The 20742-nt window shown below is 38.4% G+C and carries 23 protein-coding genes; 22 read left to right on the top strand and 1 reads right to left on the bottom strand.

All coding sequences use genetic code 11. From position 1 onward, the window contains the following. Positions 1-93: 93 nt before the first annotated feature. Both IGK96_RS10395 and IGK96_RS10390 read left to right on the top strand, forming a co-directional pair. A complete protein-coding gene (locus IGK96_RS10395; RefSeq protein ID WP_002358774.1) occupies positions 94-876 on the top strand; it encodes a 16S rRNA pseudouridine(516) synthase in 783 nt (260 codons plus the stop codon). After that, positions 873-1553: a YjjG family noncanonical pyrimidine nucleotidase gene (locus IGK96_RS10390; RefSeq protein WP_002355700.1), complete on the top strand. Its 681-nt coding sequence runs from the start codon at positions 873-875 to the stop codon at positions 1551-1553. The genes IGK96_RS10395 and IGK96_RS10390 overlap by 4 nt, the downstream gene beginning before the upstream one ends. Before the next feature lie 176 nt (positions 1554-1729). Here IGK96_RS10390 and IGK96_RS10385 read toward each other — a convergent pair whose 3' ends face one another. After that, the gene (locus IGK96_RS10385) at positions 1730-2185 is read right to left on the bottom strand and encodes a GNAT family N-acetyltransferase (protein WP_002386989.1); all 456 of its coding nucleotides are present in this window, start codon (positions 2183-2185) and stop codon (positions 1730-1732) included. Between the two features lie 174 nt (positions 2186-2359). Here IGK96_RS10385 and udk point away from each other — a divergent pair, with 174 nt between their 5' ends. The 20 genes from udk to IGK96_RS10285 all read left to right on the top strand — a co-directional run bounded on the left by udk (position 2360) and on the right by IGK96_RS10285 (position 20488). After that, the gene (udk, locus tag IGK96_RS10380) at positions 2360-2989 is read left to right on the top strand and encodes a uridine kinase (RefSeq protein WP_002355702.1); all 630 of its coding nucleotides are present in this window, start codon (positions 2360-2362) and stop codon (positions 2987-2989) included. Positions 2990-3157: 168 nt separating this feature from the next. Further along, the gene (locus IGK96_RS10375; protein WP_002355703.1) at positions 3158-3499 is read left to right on the top strand and encodes a type II toxin-antitoxin system PemK/MazF family toxin; all 342 of its coding nucleotides are present in this window, start codon (positions 3158-3160) and stop codon (positions 3497-3499) included. A 101-nt stretch (positions 3500-3600) separates the two neighbouring features. After that, positions 3601-4566 (top strand): Gfo/Idh/MocA family protein, encoded by a 966-nt coding sequence (locus IGK96_RS10370; RefSeq protein WP_033625730.1) that lies wholly within the window; start codon positions 3601-3603, stop codon positions 4564-4566. A gap of 370 nt (positions 4567-4936) precedes the next feature. Next, complete coding sequence (locus IGK96_RS10365) at positions 4937-6856, top strand: BglG family transcription antiterminator (protein ID WP_002388793.1); 1920 nt, start codon at positions 4937-4939, stop codon at positions 6854-6856. Further along, the gene (locus IGK96_RS10360; protein ID WP_002386165.1) at positions 6822-7145 is read left to right on the top strand and encodes a PRD domain-containing protein; all 324 of its coding nucleotides are present in this window, start codon (positions 6822-6824) and stop codon (positions 7143-7145) included. The genes IGK96_RS10365 and IGK96_RS10360 overlap by 35 nt, the downstream gene beginning before the upstream one ends. 14 nt (positions 7146-7159) lie before the next feature. Beyond that, on the top strand, positions 7160-7516 hold the full coding sequence (locus IGK96_RS10355; RefSeq protein ID WP_002355707.1) for a glycine-rich SFCGS family protein: 357 nt from the start codon (positions 7160-7162) through the stop codon (positions 7514-7516). A 30-nt stretch (positions 7517-7546) separates the two neighbouring features. Continuing rightward, positions 7547-7903 (top strand): DUF4312 family protein, encoded by a 357-nt coding sequence (locus IGK96_RS10350; RefSeq protein ID WP_002355708.1) that lies wholly within the window; start codon positions 7547-7549, stop codon positions 7901-7903. A gap of 15 nt (positions 7904-7918) precedes the next feature. Beyond that, positions 7919-8698: a DUF4311 domain-containing protein gene (locus IGK96_RS10345; protein WP_002355709.1), complete on the top strand. Its 780-nt coding sequence runs from the start codon at positions 7919-7921 to the stop codon at positions 8696-8698. A 19-nt stretch (positions 8699-8717) separates the two neighbouring features. Then, the gene (locus tag IGK96_RS10340; protein WP_002361314.1) at positions 8718-9413 is read left to right on the top strand and encodes a DUF4310 family protein; all 696 of its coding nucleotides are present in this window, start codon (positions 8718-8720) and stop codon (positions 9411-9413) included. 130 nt (positions 9414-9543) lie between these two features. Next, positions 9544-10857, top strand: coding sequence for a PTS sugar transporter subunit IIC (locus IGK96_RS10335; protein WP_002358780.1), 1314 nt, complete (start codon positions 9544-9546; stop codon positions 10855-10857). A 25-nt stretch (positions 10858-10882) separates the two neighbouring features. Further along, complete coding sequence (locus IGK96_RS10330; RefSeq protein WP_002363233.1) at positions 10883-11182, top strand: hypothetical protein; 300 nt, start codon at positions 10883-10885, stop codon at positions 11180-11182. A gap of 8 nt (positions 11183-11190) precedes the next feature. Continuing rightward, positions 11191-12279, top strand: a complete 1089-nt coding sequence (locus tag IGK96_RS10325) for a DUF871 domain-containing protein (protein ID WP_002355714.1) — start codon at positions 11191-11193, stop codon at positions 12277-12279. A gap of 8 nt (positions 12280-12287) precedes the next feature. Further along, on the top strand, positions 12288-13397 hold the full coding sequence (locus tag IGK96_RS10320) for an amidohydrolase/deacetylase family metallohydrolase (protein WP_002381282.1): 1110 nt from the start codon (positions 12288-12290) through the stop codon (positions 13395-13397). Beyond that, the gene (locus IGK96_RS10315; RefSeq protein ID WP_104846706.1) at positions 13387-14493 is read left to right on the top strand and encodes a DgaE family pyridoxal phosphate-dependent ammonia lyase; all 1107 of its coding nucleotides are present in this window, start codon (positions 13387-13389) and stop codon (positions 14491-14493) included. The genes IGK96_RS10320 and IGK96_RS10315 overlap by 11 nt, the downstream gene beginning before the upstream one ends. Positions 14494-14496: 3 nt before the next feature. Continuing rightward, positions 14497-15240 (top strand): 2-dehydro-3-deoxy-phosphogluconate aldolase, encoded by a 744-nt coding sequence (dagF, locus tag IGK96_RS10310; RefSeq protein ID WP_113851318.1) that lies wholly within the window; start codon positions 14497-14499, stop codon positions 15238-15240. 9 nt (positions 15241-15249) lie between these two features. After that, complete coding sequence (locus tag IGK96_RS10305) at positions 15250-16260, top strand: sugar kinase (protein ID WP_002415894.1); 1011 nt, start codon at positions 15250-15252, stop codon at positions 16258-16260. A gap of 93 nt (positions 16261-16353) precedes the next feature. Next, positions 16354-17382 (top strand): DNA topoisomerase II, encoded by a 1029-nt coding sequence (locus IGK96_RS10300; protein ID WP_085443128.1) that lies wholly within the window; start codon positions 16354-16356, stop codon positions 17380-17382. Continuing rightward, positions 17379-17825 carry a YaiI/YqxD family protein gene (locus tag IGK96_RS10295; protein WP_085443127.1) on the top strand — a complete coding sequence of 149 codons (447 nt, stop codon included), beginning with the start codon at positions 17379-17381 and terminating at the stop codon, positions 17823-17825. Before IGK96_RS10300 ends, IGK96_RS10295 begins: the two co-directional genes overlap by 4 nt. 140 nt (positions 17826-17965) lie before the next feature. After that, positions 17966-19036 carry a D-alanine--D-alanine ligase gene (locus tag IGK96_RS10290; protein ID WP_002355721.1) on the top strand — a complete coding sequence of 357 codons (1071 nt, stop codon included), beginning with the start codon at positions 17966-17968 and terminating at the stop codon, positions 19034-19036. Positions 19037-19114: 78 nt separating this feature from the next. After that, a complete protein-coding gene (locus tag IGK96_RS10285; RefSeq protein WP_002355722.1) occupies positions 19115-20488 on the top strand; it encodes a UDP-N-acetylmuramoyl-tripeptide--D-alanyl-D-alanine ligase in 1374 nt (457 codons plus the stop codon). Positions 20489-20742: the final 254 nt, after the last annotated feature.

Genomic DNA, 20742 nt, shown 5'->3' with positions numbered 1-20742 from the left:
AACACTTATATTTTTATACGTCAAGGAATTACCTTTTTCTACTTTTCATCTTTAACGGATTCCACTATACTAATACCAGAATGGAGCGGAACAATGCGATTAGATAAATTACTAGAAGAACTTCAGTTTGGATCACGCAAAACGGTGAAACGAATAATCAGAGGCAAGCAGGTCACTGTGGATGGCATCGTGACATTAAATGAAAGCCAAAACGTCGATGCACAATTACAAATGATTAAAGTAAAAGGACAATTAATTTCGCATAAGACACATGTGTACTATATGTTGAATAAGCCAAAAGGTGTGGTTAGCGCTGTTTCAGATGCATCTAAAAAAACAGTCATTGATTTGATTGCGCCACAAGACAGACGCCCTGGTCTTTATCCAGTGGGCAGACTCGATGGCGATACGGAAGGGTTACTTCTATTAACAGATAATGGACAATTAGGGTATCAATTAATTCGGCCAAATAAAGAAGTAGCGAAATGTTATGAAGTGAAAGTCAATGGTTTGGTCTCTGCAGAAGATTGTGCTAAATTTAAAGATGGGATTGTTTTGCAAGGAGGCATTCAATGTAAGCCAGCAAAAATAACTGTTCTTGCAGCGACTGAAACGGAGAGTCATGTTTTCCTGACTATTCAAGAAGGAAAATTTCACCAAGTGAAAAAAATGTTTTTATCTGTGGGGAAAAAAGTGACTGCTTTAAAACGCCAAACTATGGGGCCGTTGCGGCTAGATCCGCAATTACCTTTAGGTGCTTATCGTTCATTAACAAGAGAAGAGTTACAATTGCTATTGCCTTATTTTTTTATTGAAAAACAACAAACAAGCAAAGCGTTACCGAGTAATTTGAAAAGAGAAGAGGAACGGAAATGAAAACATTGCTTTTTGATGTTGATGATACATTGTTAGATTTTAAATTGGCTGAAAAGAAGGCGCTCCATGCCTTATTTGAAGAAGAAAATGTACCATTTACATCTGAAGTCGAGTCAACATACCACCGAATTAATCAAGGATTATGGCGTTCATTTGAAGAAGGAAAAATAACAAAAGATGTTCTCCTTGATACACGGTTTGGTTTATTATTTGACGCGTTTAATCGAGAAGTTGATAGCGTTAAAATGGGAGAAAACTACCGAGAATATTTAAGTCAAGGACATGACTTGCTTGGCAATAGTCAACGTATCTTGGAAAAATTAGCACCCCATTATGATTTATATATTGTGACAAATGGAGTGGCAAAAACACAGTATCGTCGGTTGGAAGATTCGAAATTAATGCCTTATTTTAAAGATATTTTTGTTTCAGAAGAAGTGGGTTATCAAAAACCAATGAAAGAGTATTTTGATTTTGTTTTTGAACGGATTCCTAATTTTAGTCGAGAAAAAACAATGATTATTGGCGATTCTTTGCATTCAGATATTCAAGGAGGCCAACAAGCGAAAATTCAAACTGTTTGGCTCAATCCGACCTCCGCTCCAGCAACACCAACCATTCAACCCAATTATACGATTCAACAGCTAGATGAGTTGTTACCAATTCTTGGGCATTAAAAAGAGCGTGGGACAAAAATCACTTTGGATTTTTGCTCCACGCTCAAAAACTGATAAACGGCGGGAACAGAACCAACTCCTTCGGAAATAAGCCGAAATTCTCCAAAAATTAAAGAGCAATTTTCGGAAATTTCTTCTTATTTCTCGGAGCTAAACGGTTCTGTCCCGACCTCTTTTTAACTTAAATGTAACCGTAAGCGAACCATATCCTTTAAAGGCAAGCCGTTTTCTATAATAGGCTCATCATAATGATGGATAAAAAAATCTGGTTCAATATGTGTCATTCGAAAACCGACTTTTTGGTAGAGATATAGCTGTTGAAAGCCTGTGCTCCCAGTCCCAATCTCCAAGGAATCATACTTTTCTTTTTTGGCAAAATCAATGGCAAAATGTAATAATTCTTGCCCGATGCCCCGCCCTCGGCTTTCTTCTGAGACAGCGATGTTTACGATTTCCAATGTCCGTGGGTGAGTCGGCAACAGGACTAAAATTCCTTGAAGTTCTTCAGTCTGATAGTCAAAGCAAATGCCGCGGGTAATGTAATCTGCCACCATTTTTTTTGAGGGATCTGCCTCATAAAGAAGAGCGTAATGCGCCGTTGTAAGTGCTTCTTTTTTGACTTTTTTAATCATAGGTAGGATTCTCCTTTTATTGATAAGTATACTGTAATTGAAAGAAGTGTGGGCAGATTTTTCATAAGAAGATAAAAATCACATGAAAAGTCTTGGAAAAGGTCTGGCATTCTTCAGAGTTTTCATTATAATAGTAAAAGACAATGAAGTTTTTGAAAAGAAAGAGGTTTATACATGAAAGATAGTCAGCCAATTATCATTGGTGTTACTGGCGGATCAGGAAGCGGAAAAACCAGTGTTAGCCGTGCGATTTTTAATAATTTTCCCGATCATTCAATTATGATGTTAGAACAGGATTCTTATTATAAAGATCAGAGCCATTTGAGTTTTGAAGAACGTTTAAATACCAATTATGATCATCCTTTTGCGTTTGATACAGATTTATTGATTCAACATGTTGAACAACTGTTAAACTATCAAGCCATTGAAAAGCCAGTTTATGACTACGTTGCGCATACAAGAAGTACAGAAACGGTGATCCAAGAACCGAAAGAAGTAATTATTCTTGAAGGGATTTTAATTTTAGAAGATCGCCGCTTAAGGGATTTAATGGATATTAAAGTGTATGTGGATACAGATGATGACATCCGCATTATTCGTCGAATCAAGCGTGATATGGAAGAACGTGGCCGTACTTTGGATTCTGTGATTGAACAATATTTGACAGTCGTCAAGCCCATGTATCACCAATTTATTGAACCTACGAAACGTTATGCAGATATCATTGTGCCAGAAGGTGGCGAAAACCACGTTGCTATTGATTTAATTAATACAAAAGTGGATAGTATTTTAACAAAAATGTAATAGTTAGCTTAAATAGCCGTCTCTATATCAGAGTCGACTGTTTAAGCTTTTTTTGACTTTTAAAGGGTGGTTTTATCAAATATTTTAAGGGATAGCTAAAAAGTTGAAAATATTGCAAGAAACAATATGCTATAATTTTTTAAAGGAAAAGGAGGGAAGGGAATCTGAATGATAAAAAGAGGTGAGGTTTTTTATGCGAATCTCTCACCAGTTGTTGGTTCTGAACAAGGTGGGATTCGACCTGTCCTGATTATTCAAAATAACAAAGGTAACTTATTTAGTCCAACGTTGATTGTTGCACCGATTACCCGTAACGTAAGCAAGCGGCTGCAACCAACGCAAGTCCTCATCGAAATTCCCCATAACGAGTGCAGGACGCCATCACTTATTTTGTTAGAACAAATTCGAACATTGGATAAAGAACGAATGCTACACAAGGTTTGTCAACTTTCTCGTGAAGAGATGGAACAGGTCAATCAAGCTTTAAAAGTTAGCGTTGGTATCCGTTAATTTACATATAAAGAAATCGTTTTGGGGAAACGGTTTCTTTTTTTGTTGAAATGATTTCCAAATATTCGTTTTTCTCGTATAGTGAAAGAGGAGGCGATCACATGGATAAAATTCGTTATGGAATTATGAGTACTGCCCAAATTGTCCCAAGATTTGTAGCAGGGCTTCGAGAAAGCGCGCAAGCTGAAGTGCGCGGGATTGCATCAAGGCGTTTAGAGAATGCTCAAAAAATGGCTAAAGAATTAGCGATTCCGGTAGCTTATGGCAGTTATGAAGAGTTATGTAAGGATGAAACAATTGATATTATTTATATTCCCACCTACAATCAAGGACATTACTCAGCAGCTAAGCTTGCGTTATCACAAGGAAAACCCGTCCTACTGGAAAAACCATTTACATTAAATGCTGCTGAAGCAGAAGAACTCTTCGCAATCGCACAGGAGCAAGGGGTTTTTCTAATGGAAGCTCAGAAGTCTGCCTTTTTACCAATTACCCAAAAAGTAAAGGCGACGATTCAAGAAGGGGGATTGGGAGAGATTTTATGGGTTCAGTCAGTTACTGCCTATCCCAATGTGGATCATATTCCCTGGTTTTACTCGAGAGAAGCGGGTGGTGGAGCGCTTCATGGCTCAGGAAGTTATCCATTACAATACTTACAATACGTACTAGGGAAAGAGATTCAAGAGGTTACGGGAACCGCAACGTATCAGCAAGGGGCGACGGATAGTCAATGTAATTTAGCTTTGAAATTTGCTGAAGGGACGCTGGGCAATATTTTTATTAATGTTGGTTTAAAGATACCTAGTGAAATGACCATTTGTGGGACAAAAGGGCAAATCGTTATTCCTAATTTCTGGAAAACAGATTGTGCTTATTATACAGATGCTCACGGCAACACTGTCAAATGGTCTGAACAATTCACTAGTGAATTTACCTATGAAATCAATCATGTGAATCAATGTTTACAAGACAAAAAGTTAACTAGCCCCGTAATGACGAAAGAATTAACGATAGCAACCGTTAAAATTGTTGAAAGTTTTTATCAAGAATGGTTTGATAACGAATAATTACCCCCACTTGCTATCCAAACTATTCTGTGTTAAAGTGTGTTTTATGCGACGAGTTGACTCAATCAGATAGCTTCGGCTATTCCGTTTTGACGGCTAGTGATTGTCAAACACAACGACACCAGATAGTACGGCTATCAGTTACCGGATTTGTAACGTGTCGGACAGAATACTTTTGTGGAGAAGGTTTCTGTCTATTTATGCAAATAAATAGTGTGGTATCCCTTAACAGTTACTACTGTTAAGGGATTTTTTTTGTATGAAAAGAGAAGTGTTGCACTTTTATAAGTGCAACTTTTTTGTGTTGTGGAACAGATAAAATAACGCTATAGTTTTAAGTGTAAAGGGAAAAGAAAAGAGGTGACAAGGCATGACCGTGTTGTTGTCCAAAAGAGCGATAAATATTTTATTGATGCTTTTGGATTTGGAAGGGAGTATTACCACGCAAGAATTAGCTGAGAACTTTACTGTCAGCGTTCGAACAATTAAGTATGATTTAGAAGATATTCGTGCTTGGTTTGAACAGCACGATGAGACACTTTATTCAAAACGAAATAAGGGAATCTGGCTAGATTTACCTGACTCTAAACGCTTACTGTTAAAAAATGAAATTATCGATGTCGATCGATTTGAAACCTATCCTGATCAAAAAAGACGAGTCAATGTATTGATTTTTCAGCTATTGTCAGTCAAAGGGTACTTAACGGCACAGCAGCTAGCAGATGAATTATTAGTGAGTCGAAACACAATTGTCAGTGATTTGGAACAGGTCGAACGGTTGCTGCAAGCATATGATTTAACCTTAATTCGCCAAGCACGGCAAGGGTTTACAATTAGTGGTGAAGAAAGCAATGTACGATTACTGATGGAATTTATCACTCAAAAAGAACTTACAGAATACGATATTTACCAAATTATGAACTATGTGACAAAGACAAAAGGGGCTGAAAAAATCCCTAAAATTAAATTTGGGTCAGGGACATTGTTTCAAGGTTGTTATCGTAGTGCATTGAAAAAAATGCGAAATTTAATTAATCCACTCGATCAAAATCAATTTGATTATGCCGAAATATTATCTATTACGTTGAGAGTGGCAATTGCCGCAGCACGTATGCAGATGGCACATACAATTGGGACTTACCGAGTGTTATCGCAAAAAACACGCTTTGAACAACGGAACGAAGTACCACTTTTACTTTTACAAGAGGTGTTTGAACGGTATGACTTGCCTTTATTAGCGGATGAATATTTTTATATTTATAGTGATTTATTCGGAACCCATCAACGGCAAGATATGGTTCAATTAACAAAGCAAGTGATTGAAAGCGTTTCAAAAGAGCTGAATTATCCTTTTGTAAATGATCGCCAATTATTTACGAACTTGTTTGCACACCTGTCCTTACGTTTTACAAAAAAACATTTATTTATTAATGAATACAATCCGTTTTCTGAAGAAATCAAAGGAAAACACCCAGCGTTATTTTTAGCTATTCAAAGTGCCTGTAAACAATTAATTCAACGTTCTGTTTTGTTAGTCAACGATTCTTTCTGCGCATATATTGCGTTGCATTTTTTGGCAGCTCAGGAACGACAACAGCAGGAAGCTAAAGTTGTTAGGATTGTGTATGTTTGCTCGACGGGCTTAGGTGTGACCAGTTTAATTGAACAAAAAATTTTAGAGGAAGTACCAAACGTTGAACTCGCAGGATTTGCTTCTGTTTTAAATGCAACTGAAGTGATTCAAGCAGAAAAGCCCGATTTGGTATTGAGTATTTTCCCAATTGAAGAAATGACATACCCATTTATTAAAGTTAGTCCATTGTTGACGGACACAGATTTAAGTTTGATTCGGGAAGAGGTCGATAAAATTTTATTAGGGAAACGTCAAGGAAAAGGTACCGCTCGCTCCACGAAATCTGATGTAATTGAAAAAAATGAACGGATACAAAGCCAAGATTTATTAGTAAAAGCGTATATTATTTATGAAGAGTTAAAACGAATGTTTCAAACAAAGTTACTGAGCGAATATCAAGAAGCCTTTTTACTTCACGTTTTATTAATGACACATCGGATTACGTTTAATAAACAATACGAAGAGATTCCTTGTAATAGAGAAGTATCTCATGAAAGGCAAGAAGAAATTCGGCAAATTGAATGTTTATTTGCTAAAAATGAGTTACCTGTCAATCATGCTGAAATTTCAGCATTACTTAATTATTTAGAACAACCAAAGGAGGAAGAGGATGGAACTAGCAATGGAAGCACAGGAGATCATTCGACAAAGTGCTGAACCAGAAAAGCTACAATCGATTATCAAACAAACCAGTGCGCGATTAGCAGAAGCACAAATTGAACCAACGGAATTACAGTGGACGATTTTGATTAACCATCTCAATGAGATGCTGAATCGTTCAAGAGAAGGAACGACATTAGCTGGTGTTGATCGGACGTTATTTACGGAACTAACACCAGAAACGTTGAAAATTGCACAAGAAACAACAGAAGCAATTGGTCAGTTATCAGAAGATGAATGGTATGTTTTAGCTGTTCATTTTGAAGTTGCTAAACAAAACAATTAATAGGAGGAAAAGTTATGATTACAGTAGTTATCGCAGATCGTTTAGGAAAAGGACAAAATGTTGCAAAAGGAGTGGAGCAAGCCGGTGGTCGCGCGGTTGTTGTTCCAGGAATGGGCGCTGATATGCGTTTAGGAGATGTGATGCAACAAGAAAAGGCAGATTTAGGCATTTCTTTCTGTGGCAGTGGTGGTGCAGGGGCGTTAACGGCTGCTACTAAATACGGGTATCCCGAAAGACATGGCATGCGATCAATCGAAGAAGGGGTAACAGCAATTAACGATGGGAAAACTGTTCTTGGATTTGGTTTTATGGATCAGGAAGAACTTGGTAAACGAGTAACTGAAGCATTTATTAAGAAACACGGAGCATAGAAAGTAGTAACTTAGAAAGGAGCGGTAATTATGGATGCCACAAAACGGTCAACACAAACCGTGATTGTTTCTGGAAAAGGTAATAAGAAGAATGAAGCTTTTGCAAGTGCGTTGAATGATGTTTCAAAAAAAGTATTAAAAGAAACAACAGAGGTCCTCATCCGGATTGAACCGAAAGAAGTAACTATTCGTCAGGCAAAAGAACAAGTTTATACAGAAAAATTTCTGTTCTTCTTCTTTCCTAGAAAGAGAGTGATTTATCATGTCGAACTAGCTGTAGAAGTGGAAATCCAAGCCATTGCAGTCGAAGAAGTTGATTTTTTAACGGAAACAATTAAAGAACCGAACGCAGTAGTAGTTCCGTTTCTTTCAAAAAGAGGCGTATAAAGGGAGGAAGAAGGAATGGAATTTGTAATCATTTTGCTGAAGTCATTGCTTATTGGTGGTTTACTAGGTTTTGCAGCTGGCGCAGGCGCTGCTCGGATGTTTCATGCACCACAAACGCAAGGGTTAGGGGCATTTAGAACATTAGGAGAAATGAACGCGGCACAAGGAGATCCAGCATCACACTTTTCTTTTGGTTTAGGTTTTTTCTTTAATGCTTGGGCTTCGGCCGTGGGAGCAGGGGCCTTTACACAAGATGTGACCCACCGGATTGTGCCTAACTGGGCTGCAGCAATTTTATTGGTAAAGGATAAAGATGTCACTAAAACGATGCATAATCCCAAAAAAATGGGGATTGTCGGGGCCTTTGTAGGAATGGCGACTGTGGCTTTCTTAAATAGTACAGCTGCAGCAATTCCAGAATCGCTACAAGTAACAGCAGTTGCGGTGTTGGTACCTGCAGCAACGATTTTAATCAATACTGTGATGCCCGTTTTATTCTGGCTAGCGGCTTTAGATGCAGGAAAACGGACGGGTTTTTGGGGAACGTTATTTGGCGGATTATCTCAATTAGTCATGGGCAATGCTGTCCCAGGAGTTGTATTAGGGATCTTAATCGGTAAAGGTGTCGATGATTTAGGATGGACCCGAATGACACGCGGCATGCTTGGTGCCATTATCTTATTATTTATTTTAAGTGGCTTCTTCCGAGGGTTCGACTTAGAAATGATCGAAAGTTTCCGCTTGTCTATTCCTCAATGGTTAAATAATTTACACAATGTCTTCACCGTTAAATAGAAAAAAGGAGGTCTCATAGATGGAACAGCAAGAAAAAAATGAATGGGCACAACAAGAACAAGAAATTCAAGAAGGTTTAAAAGGCAAAAGTTTTTGGTATGCTGATTGGGGCTTTCCCATTTTAGTCGGGATTATGTCAGCGGCAATTTTTGCAGGAACACATATGTATGTAGTTTATGGTGTAGGCGCCTTTAATGAAGTTTCAATTGTCGCTATGCTAAAAGCTGGTTTAGATGGTGGTTCTTATGGCGCTGCCGCAGCATTTGGTGCAAGTTTCCTGTTTGCACGAATTTTAGAAGGTTCTTTAGTCGGAATTTTAGATTTAGGTGGCTCAATTTTAACGGGGATCGGGATTGGCGTACCTGCAATTTTCCTCAGCATGGGTATTAAAGCACCTGTAGAAAACTTTGGCTTAGCACTTTTAACAGGTGCGCTACTAGGATTAGCAGTTGGTGGCGTAATTGTGTTGATTCGGAAATTTACTATCAATCAAGGAAATTCCACTTTTGGTGCGGATGTGATGATGGGGGCTGGTAATGCCTCAGGACGTTTCTTAGGCCCGTTAATTATTTTGAGTGCGGCGGGTGCTTCGATTCCTATTGGGATTGGTGCTACATTAGGAGCTTTAGGTTTTTACATTTGGAAAAAACCAATCGCTGGGGGCGCAATTTTAGGCGCAATGATTTTTGGTGCAATATTCCCAGTTTCTTTATAATAAGAAAAAGCCTTTTGTTTTGCACTTTCTCTGTCATGAATAAGAATAAGCGTTTACATTATAATGTTACTATGTTATTATAAATGCGAAATAATTATTATTTTTATTAGTTGAACGGAGGAATTAACAAATGAATGGTTTTGTACAGTGGATGGAAGTTAAGTTAATGCCGATTGCGAATAAATTTGGTTCGCAACGCCATATGACAGCGATTAGAAAAGGATTAATTGCAACGATGCCTTTAACAATTGTGGGCTCATTCTTTACAATTTTTCAAAATATTCCAATTGAGGCATACACAAAATTGATTGAACCTTATCAAGCAATTTTAGATATTCCTTCCCGCTATACGATGGGATTACTTGCACTTTATGCAACATTTGGGATTGCTTCATCATTGGCCAAAAGTTATAAGCTTGACTCTTTGACGTGCGGAATTTTAGCATTAATGGCCTTTTTAGTAACAGCGGCACCACCAACACGTGTCTTTGAAGATGTTGACAACGTCATTACAGCAGGGCGCTATATTAATTTAGCAAATTTAGGTTCAGCTTCTTTATTTGGTGCGATTGTAACAGCGCTGTTATCTGTTGAAATTTATCGCTTCTTTATTGAAAAAGATATTATGATTAAGATGCCAGATGGCGTACCGCCTGAAGTGTCAAATTCATTTATTGCGTTAATTCCAGGAGCAGTTATTCTTTTATTATTCTGGGTTATTCGCCACGTAATTGGTTTTGATTTGAATGGTTTCTTGAGTACGTTATTAATGCCACTTAAAGGTATCCTTGCTGGTAACAGTTTATTTGGCGGCTTACTAACAGTCTTCTTAATCTGTTTCTTCTGGGTTTTAGGGATTCATGGTCCAGCGATTATGGGCCCGGTTATTCGTCCTTTCTGGGATATGTCGATTGCAGAAAACCTTGAAGCTTTTACCAATGGCGCAAACGTTCATCAGTTACCTAATATTTTTACAGAACAGTTTTTACAATGGTTTATCTGGATTGGTGGCGCTGGAACTACGCTTTCTTTAGTTGTTTTAATGATGTTTTCTAAATCAACGTATCTGAAAAGTCTTGGCCGTTTATCGTTCTTACCAGGCTTGTTTAATATTAATGAACCAGTTATTTTCGGAACGCCGATCGTAATGAATCCTATTTTAGGTATTCCGTTTATCGTGGCACCGTTAATTACCACAACGTTATCTTATTTCTTAACAGTCGCTAATATAATTCCGATGATGGCTGCACGTTTAGCGTTTGCAATTCCAGCACCAATTGCTGCTTGGATGAGTACCAATTGGAGTTTCTCGGCCGCAGTATTAGTGATTGTTAACTTCTTAATTACAATGGCTATCTACTATCCATTTTTCAAAGTTTATGAAAAACAACAATTGGATAAAGAAGCAGAAGAATTAGCAGCTGAACAAGCAGCGAAAAATTAAAAAATGTTAGGGCGGGTGTTCTGATATGAATATCCTGCCCCTTCTAAGTCAGAGAAGAAAGTCAGGAGCGTATAAGATGATTATTTGGTTCATTTTCTTTTTTATCGTTAGTCAAATTATTATAGAAAAAGGGCAGTTGCCTACTGTTGTTTATCAATTTGGTTTGGTAAAGACGTTGGTTTTTACGGCAGTTTGTATTACTCTTTCCATGATAATTGGCGGATTTCTAAATCAACCAGTATTGCTCGTTGGCTCTACAACAATCCTGTGTAGCTCGGTGATTGCTTGGAAATTTCGAAATAAATTTGAAAATAGCGGAGTGTGAGAACGAAGATGAAAAGAGCATTAGGTGTATCAGTTTATCCAGATCATAGTGATATCAATCAAGATAAAGCGTATTTAAAAAAAGCCAGCGAATGTGGGTTTACTCGAATTTTTATGAGTATGTTAGAAGTGACCGATGGCAAAGAAGCGGTTCAGAAAAAATTTAAAGAATTAATTAGTTATGCGAAAAATTTAGGATTTGAAACAATTTTAGATGTCGTTCCAAGTATCTTTGATGAATTGGAAATTTCATATGATGATTTGACTTTTTTCAGCGAATTAGGAGCTGATGGGATTCGGTTGGATACAGGTTTTGATGGAAATAAAGAAGCCATGTTGACGTTTAATCCATTCGGCGTGGCTATTGAGTTGAATATGAGTAATGATGTCGCTTATCTTGATAACATTTTGACGTATGAAGCGAATCGACCTTTCTTATATGGTTGTCATAACTTTTATCCACAAGCGGGAACTGCATTGCCGTATGATTTCTTTGAAAAATGTAGCATCCGTTTTAAAAAGGAAGGTATTCGGACAGCTGCTTTTATTTCATCACAGGTAGGTGAAATTGGTCCTTGGGATGTGAATGATGGGCTACCTACTTTAGAAATGCATAGACAGTTGCCAGTCACTGTTCAAGCTAAACATTTATTTGCAACAAATTTAATTGATGATGTTGTTATTGGAAATGCTTATGCTTCCAACGAAGAATTAGAAGCATTGGGTCAGTTGAATCGTTATCAAACAGAATTGACCATTGTTTTTGAAGAAGCGACTTCTGAAATTGAAAAAGAAATCGTAACAAAAAATCAACATTTTCGCCGTGGAGATATCACTCAGCAGATGATTCGTTCCACAGAAGTGCGTAAAAAATATAAAAATGAAGCTAATCCCCCACATGATAATCAAGCAATGCTACAACCTGGAGATGTTGTTGTGGGAAATGATGCATTTGGAAAATACAAAAATGAATTACAAGTCGTTTTAGAACCACATCAAGACTCACGCAAAAATCGAGTAGGGCGTATTATAGAAGAAGAACTTGTATTATTAGAATTCATTAAGCCTTGGACAAAATTTAGATTTATAGAAAAGTAGGGAAGAATATGGACTACGATTTACTTATAAAAAATGGACAGACAGTAGATGGTATGCCTGTTGAAATTGCAATTAAAGAGAAAAAAATAGCTGCTGTTGCAGCAACTATTTCAGGTTCTGCAAAAGAAACTATCCACTTAGAACCAGGTACTTATGTATCCGCAGGCTGGATAGATGATCACGTTCATTGTTTTGAAAAAATGGCTCTTTATTATGATTATCCAGATGAAATTGGGGTCAAAAAGGGTGTTACGACAGTGATTGATGCTGGGACAACAGGTGCTGAAAACATTCATGAATTTTATGACTTAGCGCAACAAGCAAAAACAAATGTTTTTGGATTAGTCAATATTTCTAAATGGGGCATCGTTGCTCAGGACGAACTCGCAGATTTAAGTAAAGTACAAGCGAGTTTGGTCAAAAAAGCGATTCAAGAATTACCAGATTTTGTTGTAGGGATTAAAGCCCGTATGAGTAGGACCGTTATTGGCGATAACGGCATTACGCCTTTAGAATTGGCCAAACAGATTCAGCAAGAGAACCAAGAAATTCCCTTAATGGTTCACATTGGATCAGCACCGCCTCATTTAGATGAAATTTTAGCCTTGATGGAAAAAGGGGATGTCCTAACCCATTGTTTTAATGGGAAAGAAAATGGCATCTTAGACCAAGCAACGGATAAAATAAAAGACTTCGCTTGGCAAGCGTACAACAAAGGGGTCGTATTTGATATCGGGCATGGTACGGATAGTTTCAATTTTCACGTAGCTGAAACAGCGTTGCGCGAGGGAATGAAAGCTGCATCAATTAGCACAGATATCTACATCCGTAACCGAGAAAATGGTCCTGTTTATGATTTAGCCACAACGATGGAAAAACTCCGTGTGGTCGGCTATGATTGGCCAGAAATTATTGAAAAGGTAACCAAGGCTCCTGCTGAGAATTTCCATTTAACGCAAAAAGGCACGTTGGAAATAGGTAAAGATGCTGATTTAACGATTTTCACGATTCAAGCAGAAGAAAAAACATTGACTGATTCTAATGGATTGACACGAGTAGCCAAAGAGCAAATTCGCCCAATCAAAACAATTATTGGAGGACAAATCTATGACAATTAGTTACGAAAAATTCCACTTAAAAGAAGTCATTAATGCTTCTGGCAAAATGACCATTCTAGGTGTCTCCAAAGTTTCGGAGGCAGTCCTCGCGGCTCAACGATTCGGCGGCGAACATTTCTTTGAAATGAGTGAACTTAGTGTGCAAACAGGGGCCTTTTTAGCCAACTTGTTGAAGGTAGAAGATGCCCAAATCGTTTCCTCGGCTTCGGCGGGGATTGCCCAATCGGTGGCTGCCTTGATTGGAAAAGGCAGCTTGTACCACGCGTATCATCCCTATACAGAAAAGATCGAACAGCGAGAGATTGTTTTACCTAAAGGGCACAACGTGGACTACGGCACGCCTGTAGAAGTTATGATAGCGCAAGGTGGCGGCCAAGTGGTGGAAGCTGGCTACGCCAACATGTGCAGTCCAGAACACGTGGAAATGATGATTTCTGAAAAAACAGCGGCCATTCTATACATCAAAAGCCACCATACCGTGCAAAAAAGTATGCTGACGGTGGCCGAAGCGGCCAAAGTGGCGCAACGCCACAAGGTGCCGCTAATTGTTGACGCGGCAGCAGAAGAAGATCTTTTCAAATACACCGAAGCAGGCGCTGATTTGGTGATTTACAGCGGCGCCAAAGCCATTGAAGGGCCAAGTGCTGGTTTAGTGGTCGGGAAAAAAGAATACATTGACTGGGTGCGCCTGCAAGGCAAAGGCATTGGTCGAGCAATGAAAATTGGCAAAGACAATATCCTAGGCTTTACGCAAGCAGTGGAAGAATACTTGGCACATGGCAGTGAATCAGGGGCTTCGATGCAAGAGCGCTTAAAACCGTTTGTTGAAGCCATCAACAACCTGTCAGATTTAACCGCTAAAATCGTCCAGGATGGCGCCGGACGAGACATTTATCGCGCCAGTGTCAAAGTGGACGGCAGAAAAACCGCTAAGGAAGTCATCCAAGCATTAAAAGCAGAAAGTCCAGCCATTTATACGCGAGAATATCAAGCCAACAATGGCATCATTGAATTTGACATTCGTTCTGTCAATCAAGAAGAAATGAACAAAATCGTGCAACGATTACAAGAAATTATGGAGACAAAGGAGAAATAAGCCATGTCATTAAAACCTAATTATTTAGAAGAACGCATTTGTTTAAACGTCTTAGCCAATTCAGTAGAAAATGCCCAAGCCTGTTATGAAGCAGCAGAAGGGCATGTTGTGTTAGGCGTCCTTTCAAAAAACTATGAAACCGATGAAGCAGCCATTGACGATATGAAAAAATACCAAGCAGCAACCAACAACGCTTTATCTGTCGGTTTAGGAGCTGGTGATCCAAATCAAAGTCAAATGGTGGCTCGCTTATCAGAAGTTTTACAACCGCAACACGTGAACCAAGTCTTCACAGGTGTCGGCGCTTCGCGGGCCTTACTTCGTCAAGACGAAACAGTGATTAATGGCTTGGTTTCACCCACAGGCAAAGTTGGCTATGTCAACATTGCGACAGGTCCGTTAAGCTCTGGTGCGCCAGCGGCGGAAGTGCCTATCGAAACCGCCATCAAATTGTTGAAAGACATGGGGGGCAGTTCCATTAAATATTTCCCGATAAAAGGCTTGGCTCACAAAGAAGAATACCAAGCAGTAGCAGCAGCTTGTGCCAAGTATGACTTTTATTTAGAGCCAACAGGGGGCATTGATTTAGAAAACTTTGAAGAAATTGTTCAAATTGCGGTGGATGCCGGCGTTAAAAAAATCATTCCTCATGTCTACAGCTCAATTATTGATCAAGAAACAGGGGACACTAGAACAGAAGACGTGAAAACGTTACTAACCATGATGAAAAACACATTGAATAAGTAGGTGGCAAAGATGAAAATTGCTGCGTTTGGTGAAGTCATGCTTCGTTTCACTCCGCCAGAGTATCTAATGTTAGAACAAACAGAGCAGTTAAGAATGAACTTTGTAGGGACTGGCGTAAATCTCTTAGCAAATTTGGCTCATTTTCAACTAGAAACAGCATTGATTACGAAATTACCTGCCAATCGTCTTGGTGAAGCTGGCAAAGCAGCGCTAAGGAAGTTAGGAATTTCAGATCAATGGGTAGGAGAAAAGGGCGATCATATTGGTAGTTTTTTTGCAGAAATGGGTTATGGAATCCGACCCACACAAGTAACTTATCAAAATCGCCATCAGAGTGCTTTTGGCATCAGCGAGGCGAAGGACTACGATTTTGAGGCCTTTTTAGCGGAAGTAGATATGGTGCATATTTGTGGTATTTCGTTAAGTTTAACTGAAAAAACTCGTGATGCTGCTTTGATACTTGCTCAAAAGGCGCATGCCTGTCAAAAGAAAGTTTGTTTTGACTTTAATTATCGACCTAGTTTGAATACAGCAAATAGCGCACTCTTTATGCGTCAACAGTACGAACGTATTTTACCTTATTGTGATATTGTTTTTGGCAGTCGACGTGATTTGGTCGAGCTATTGGGTTTCATTCCGCGAGAAGATTTAGAAGGTGAGGCACAAGAAACTGAACTGATTCAGCGTTTCATGTCTCAATACAATTTGGAATGGTTTGCTGGGACAACGAGAAGTCATTCCCAAAATCAAAACTACTTAAGTGGGTATTTATATACCCAAAATGAGTACCAACAGAGTGAAAAAAGACCGCTTCTTAATCTTGATCGAATTGGTGCTGGTGATGCTTATGCGGCGGGGATTTTATATGGCTATAGCCAAAATTGGTCGTTAGAAAAGGCAGTTACCTTTGCCACAGTCAATGGGGTCCTTGCACATACGATTCAAGGAGATATTCCTTTGACAACGGTCAAACAAGTGAATCACGTTCTTGAGCATCCGAATATTGATTTAATTCGTTAAAGAAGAAAACCAGAAGAAAAGTCGTGTGTGGCTTTTCTTCTGGTCTTTTTTTCATTATAATTAAAAGAAACAGATTGCAAAGGAGGCAGCAGGATGAGTGTTGCACATCTTTTAACAGTTTTAGAAAATGATGAATTTATTGAACGGATTCAAAAACGACCAGAAGCGTTCATTGGAACGACTGGCTTAGTCGGCTTAGAGAATTTACTTGTTCAGACAATTAACGGTTTATTAGAGTTTTTCATTGAAAAGAATCAAGGGAAAATTGCTATACAGTTATCGCGTCAACAAATCTCTTTTCAGGTATCTTCCACACGACCGCTTGTTTTTGAACAAAAGCAAGTCGATTTAGAACCACCTTTTCTGTATTTATCTGTTTTACAAGCCTTCTCAAAACAAGTAGGAATCAGTATCGATCAAGAAAAACAGCGGACTATTTTTATTTATCATCAAGGGCAATTGAAAAAACGATTATTATTACCTATTGAAGAAACCCAGGAACGAATTGAAGTCTTGTTTTGGCCAGATACGCAAATTTTTGGTACAGAATCACTTTCTTATATGCGTGTTTTACAACAATGTCAACAGATTGCCATGTTGAATCCAGGCTTAAAGATTCTCTTAACACAAGAAGAGGAACAAAAAAATCTTTGTTATTACCCTAAAGGTTTAAGTAATTATTTATTTGAAAAAGATAACCCATTAACTAGAAAAACTGCACCGATTATTCAAGCCAAGCAAACAGAATTGGCCCTTGTTCAATTTATTTTGAGTAAAAATCATGCGCCGCAAGTGCAAAAAACATTTGTTAATGGGCATTATCCCAGTCTTGGTGGAACCCACTATGAGGGTTTTCTTGCTGGCGTAGTGGCCGCCTTTAATCAATTTTTAGAGGAGCAACATTACTCATTATCTGTGACAGCAGATAGTTTTTTAGCAGAATTTGATTTTGTTTTAGCCATTACGATACCAAAGCCCCGCTACACGGATGCAACGAAAACCATTTTAAGAAATACAGAGTTATATGAAGTGGTTAAAGAAGTCGTTTTTGACGAATTACAACACTACTTTCAACGTCATCCCAAATGGTTAGAGCAAGGAAGAATCGAGGGAAATGAATGAAAATTTTTGTCGATGGCGATGGTTCACCTGTGAAAGAGACGGTTATTGAAGTCGCTGTAGAGAAAGCTTTGGATGTGGTGATTGTTACTAGTGTAGATCATTATTCCTTAAAAGATTATCCAGAAAATGTCTCTTTTGTGTATGTTGATAAAGGAGCGGATGCTGCTGATTTTAAAATTGTGCAGTTAACAAAAAAAGGGGATCTTTTAATTACACAAGATTATGGCTTAGCTTCCTTGGTCTTGCCAAAGGGAGTGTCAGTTTTACATCAACTGGGTTATCAATATACGAAAGAAAATATTGATGGATTGTTAGAACAACGCTATTTTAGTGGCCAAATTCGGCGAAAAGGTGGCCGAACGAAAGGACCTAAACCTTTTACAGACCAAGATAGAATAACGTTTAAACAAGCCCTTATTGAGCTGGTGGAACGGAGTCTTTAGCAAGGAAAAGGCAAGCAAAGAATTTTGCCTTCACTAAATTTGCTTCTATTATGAAACTGGGTTTTATGCTAAAATAAGTAAGGATAATTTGAAAAATAATTTTTTCTAAAAGACAGGAAAGAAACTAGGAGGACAAGCATTTGAAGATTATTTTGTTGTATGGCGGCAGAAGTGAAGAGCACGATGTGTCTGTTTTGTCTGCATATTCCGTTTTAAATGCAATCTATTATAAATATTATCAAGTACAGTTAGTCTTTATTAGTAAAGACGGTCAATGGGTAAAAGGCCCTCTTTTATCTGAACGACCACAAAATAAAGAAGTTTTACATTTAACTTGGGCACAAACACCTGAAGAAACAGGCGAATTTTCAGGAAAACGAATCAGTCCTTCGGAAATTTATGAAGAAGAAGCGATTGTTTTCCCTGTTTTACATGGGCCAAATGGCGAAGATGGAACAATTCAAGGATTCATGGAAACCATTAATATGCCTTATGTGGGCGCAGGTGTCTTAGCTAGTGCTAACGCAATGGACAAAATCATGACGAAATATCTTTTACAAACTGTTGGCATTCCACAAGTACCATTCGTGCCAGTTTTAAGAAGTGACTGGAAAGGAAATCCAAAAGAAGTCTTTGAAAAATGTGAAGGTTCTTTAATCTATCCGGTCTTTGTTAAACCTGCCAATATGGGTTCTAGTGTCGGAATTAGCAAAGCGGAAAATCGTGAAGAATTGCAAGAAGCATTGGAAGAAGCTTTCCGTTATGATGCCCGAGCAATTGTTGAACAAGGGATTGAAGCACGTGAAATTGAAGTAGCCATTTTAGGAAATGAAGATGTCCGTACGACTTTACCTGGTGAAGTGGTGAAAGATGTCGCTTTCTATGATTATGATGCAAAATACATCAATAACACGATTGAAATGCAAATCCCAGCGCATGTTCCAGAAGAAGTAGCCCATCAAGCGCAAGAATACGCTAAAAAAGCGTATATTATGTTAGATGGAAGTGGCTTAAGTCGCTGTGATTTCTTCTTAACAAGCAAAAACGAATTATTCCTGAATGAATTGAACACCATGCCTGGTTTTACTGACTTTAGTATGTATCCTTTACTGTGGGAAAATATGGGCTTGAAATACAGTGATTTAATTGAGGAACTGATTCAGTTAGCTTTGAATCGTTTTAAACAACGCCAAGAATTTTATAATAACTAAGAAGAAAAAATCACACAAGACTGGGACATGACAAGACTTTGGCATGTCCCAGTCCCTGTGTCAGAGGAGCAAAACATAATGAAATTAACCTTCTGGGAAGTAGCGCAAGCGGTTGAAGCCAGTAATGATTGGCAACAATGGCCTGATTTTCCTTTAACAGGCATTGAATTTGATAGTCGTAAAATTGTGAAAGGAAATCTCTTTGTTCCTTTACAAGGTGAAAATGATGGTCATCGTTTTATTGAGAGTGCCATGGCTAATGGCTGTCAAGCCGCTTTTTGGGGACAGGATTTAGTCGATGCACCGCAACAATTGCCTGTTTTGCATGTTACTGATCCACTGGTTGCTATGCAAAAATTAGCTACCTATTATTTAAATAAAATGCAACCGAATGTCATCGCTGTGACTGGCAGTAATGGAAAAACCACCACTAAAGATTTGATTGCTGCTGTGTTATCTGAAAAGTTTGTGACTTACAAAACGCAAGGCAATTACAATAATCAAATTGGCTTACCCTATACTATTTTACACATGCCTGATGAAACAGAAAAACTGATTTTAGAAATGGGTATGGATCACGCTCAGGAAATTTCTTTCCTTTCCAATCTGGCTCAGCCAGAAGTTGCCGCCATCACAATGATTGGCGAAGCCCATGTGGAAAATTTAGGCTCACGAGCAGGCATTGCACAAGCAAAAATGGAAATCGTAGATGGTTTAGCCAAAGACGGTAGTTTATTTGTGCCAAGCGATGAACCTTTGCTAGAACCATTGGTGGAAAAAGTCACGCAACAAGTGATTACTTTTGGTTTTAGCCAGGAAAGTCAACTTCAAGGAATCGTCACAAATGAAGCCAAAGAGCAAACCTCATTCAAAATCAGTGATACACAAATGACGTTTACGATTCCAGTGCCAGGAACCTATAATGTCACCAATGCATTAATCGCAATTGGCATTGGTCGGTATTTCCAATTAACGGATAGTGAGATTCAAAAAGGGTTGGCTACAGCGGAACTAACAAAGAATCGGACAGAATGGCTGAAAGCAGCGAATGGTGCCGAAATTTTAAGTGACGTGTACAATGCCAATCCGACAGCTATGGGTCTTGTTCTGGACAGTTTTAGCAAAATGTCCAAAGTAGGAAAACGAATTGCTGTTTTAGGAGACATGCTGGAATTAGGTCCTGATTCTGCTGCCATGCATCAAGCAATGGCGCAGCATTTAGCCCCAGATGCGATTGAAGAAGTCTTTTTATATGGTTCTGAAATGGCTTATTTAGCTGATAAATTGCAAGAAACCTATGCACCAGCTAACATTCATTCTTTTAAAAAAGAAGAAAAAAATGAGTTGATTGAAGCTGTCAAAAAAGTTTTACAGCCAGAAGACATGGTGGTTTTAAAGGGAAGTAACGGGATGGGACTTCGTGAAGTCATCGATGCACTTTTGGAAAAGTAAATAAGTTTCATAAAACTTGCTGAAAATGGGATTCTATGATAGAATGACCTATTGCCGGAAGATGACGAGAAAAATTGAATCGTAGTAAATAAAATAGATCTATTTCTATGTTTAATAATAAATGTGAAGCTGAACGACCACGTTTGGCTTTTCTAATGCCATAAGGTGAATTTTTCGGTGAAATCAGGAAAGAAGAAATAGTTGGCACACTATAATGGATTTCTTTTTAACAACTGAAAGTGAAGACACCTGAA

The sequence above is a fragment of the Enterococcus sp. DIV0682 genome (genome assembly GCF_051712685.1).
Classification (GTDB): Bacteria; Bacillota; Bacilli; order Lactobacillales; family Enterococcaceae; genus Enterococcus; species Enterococcus faecalis.
Note: the sequence above shows the minus strand (reverse complement) of the source record. Positions and strands in the feature narration are given on the sequence as shown.

Excerpts from the sequence above, each read along its gene's own strand:
- IGK96_RS10325 (WP_002355714.1), top strand. The coding sequence starts at position 11,191 with ATGAAAAGAGCATTAGGTGTATCAGTTTATCCAGATCATAGTGATATC.
- IGK96_RS10305 (WP_002415894.1), top strand. The coding sequence starts at position 15,250 with ATGAAAATTGCTGCGTTTGGTGAAGTCATGCTTCGTTTCACTCCGCCA.
- IGK96_RS10370 (WP_033625730.1), top strand. The coding sequence starts at position 3,601 with ATGGATAAAATTCGTTATGGAATTATGAGTACTGCCCAAATTGTCCCA.
- IGK96_RS10315 (WP_104846706.1), top strand. The coding sequence starts at position 13,387 with ATGACAATTAGTTACGAAAAATTCCACTTAAAAGAAGTCATTAATGCT.
- IGK96_RS10395 (WP_002358774.1), top strand. The coding sequence starts at position 94 with ATGCGATTAGATAAATTACTAGAAGAACTTCAGTTTGGATCACGCAAA.
- IGK96_RS10355 (WP_002355707.1), top strand. The coding sequence starts at position 7,160 with ATGATTACAGTAGTTATCGCAGATCGTTTAGGAAAAGGACAAAATGTT.
- IGK96_RS10335 (WP_002358780.1), top strand. The coding sequence starts at position 9,544 with ATGAATGGTTTTGTACAGTGGATGGAAGTTAAGTTAATGCCGATTGCG.
- IGK96_RS10330 (WP_002363233.1), top strand. The coding sequence starts at position 10,883 with ATGAATATCCTGCCCCTTCTAAGTCAGAGAAGAAAGTCAGGAGCGTAT.
- udk (WP_002355702.1), top strand. The coding sequence starts at position 2,360 with ATGAAAGATAGTCAGCCAATTATCATTGGTGTTACTGGCGGATCAGGA.
- IGK96_RS10340 (WP_002361314.1), top strand. The coding sequence starts at position 8,718 with ATGGAACAGCAAGAAAAAAATGAATGGGCACAACAAGAACAAGAAATT.
- IGK96_RS10300 (WP_085443128.1), top strand. The coding sequence starts at position 16,354 with ATGAGTGTTGCACATCTTTTAACAGTTTTAGAAAATGATGAATTTATT.
- IGK96_RS10390 (WP_002355700.1), top strand. The coding sequence starts at position 873 with ATGAAAACATTGCTTTTTGATGTTGATGATACATTGTTAGATTTTAAA.
- IGK96_RS10375 (WP_002355703.1), top strand. The coding sequence starts at position 3,158 with ATGATAAAAAGAGGTGAGGTTTTTTATGCGAATCTCTCACCAGTTGTT.
- IGK96_RS10295 (WP_085443127.1), top strand. The coding sequence starts at position 17,379 with ATGAAAATTTTTGTCGATGGCGATGGTTCACCTGTGAAAGAGACGGTT.
- IGK96_RS10385 (WP_002386989.1), bottom strand. The coding sequence starts at position 2,185 with ATGATTAAAAAAGTCAAAAAAGAAGCACTTACAACGGCGCATTACGCT.
- IGK96_RS10365 (WP_002388793.1), top strand. The coding sequence starts at position 4,937 with ATGACCGTGTTGTTGTCCAAAAGAGCGATAAATATTTTATTGATGCTT.
- dagF (WP_113851318.1), top strand. The coding sequence starts at position 14,497 with ATGTCATTAAAACCTAATTATTTAGAAGAACGCATTTGTTTAAACGTC.
- IGK96_RS10285 (WP_002355722.1), top strand. The coding sequence starts at position 19,115 with ATGAAATTAACCTTCTGGGAAGTAGCGCAAGCGGTTGAAGCCAGTAAT.
- IGK96_RS10360 (WP_002386165.1), top strand. The coding sequence starts at position 6,822 with ATGGAAGCACAGGAGATCATTCGACAAAGTGCTGAACCAGAAAAGCTA.
- IGK96_RS10350 (WP_002355708.1), top strand. The coding sequence starts at position 7,547 with ATGGATGCCACAAAACGGTCAACACAAACCGTGATTGTTTCTGGAAAA.
- IGK96_RS10345 (WP_002355709.1), top strand. The coding sequence starts at position 7,919 with ATGGAATTTGTAATCATTTTGCTGAAGTCATTGCTTATTGGTGGTTTA.
- IGK96_RS10320 (WP_002381282.1), top strand. The coding sequence starts at position 12,288 with ATGGACTACGATTTACTTATAAAAAATGGACAGACAGTAGATGGTATG.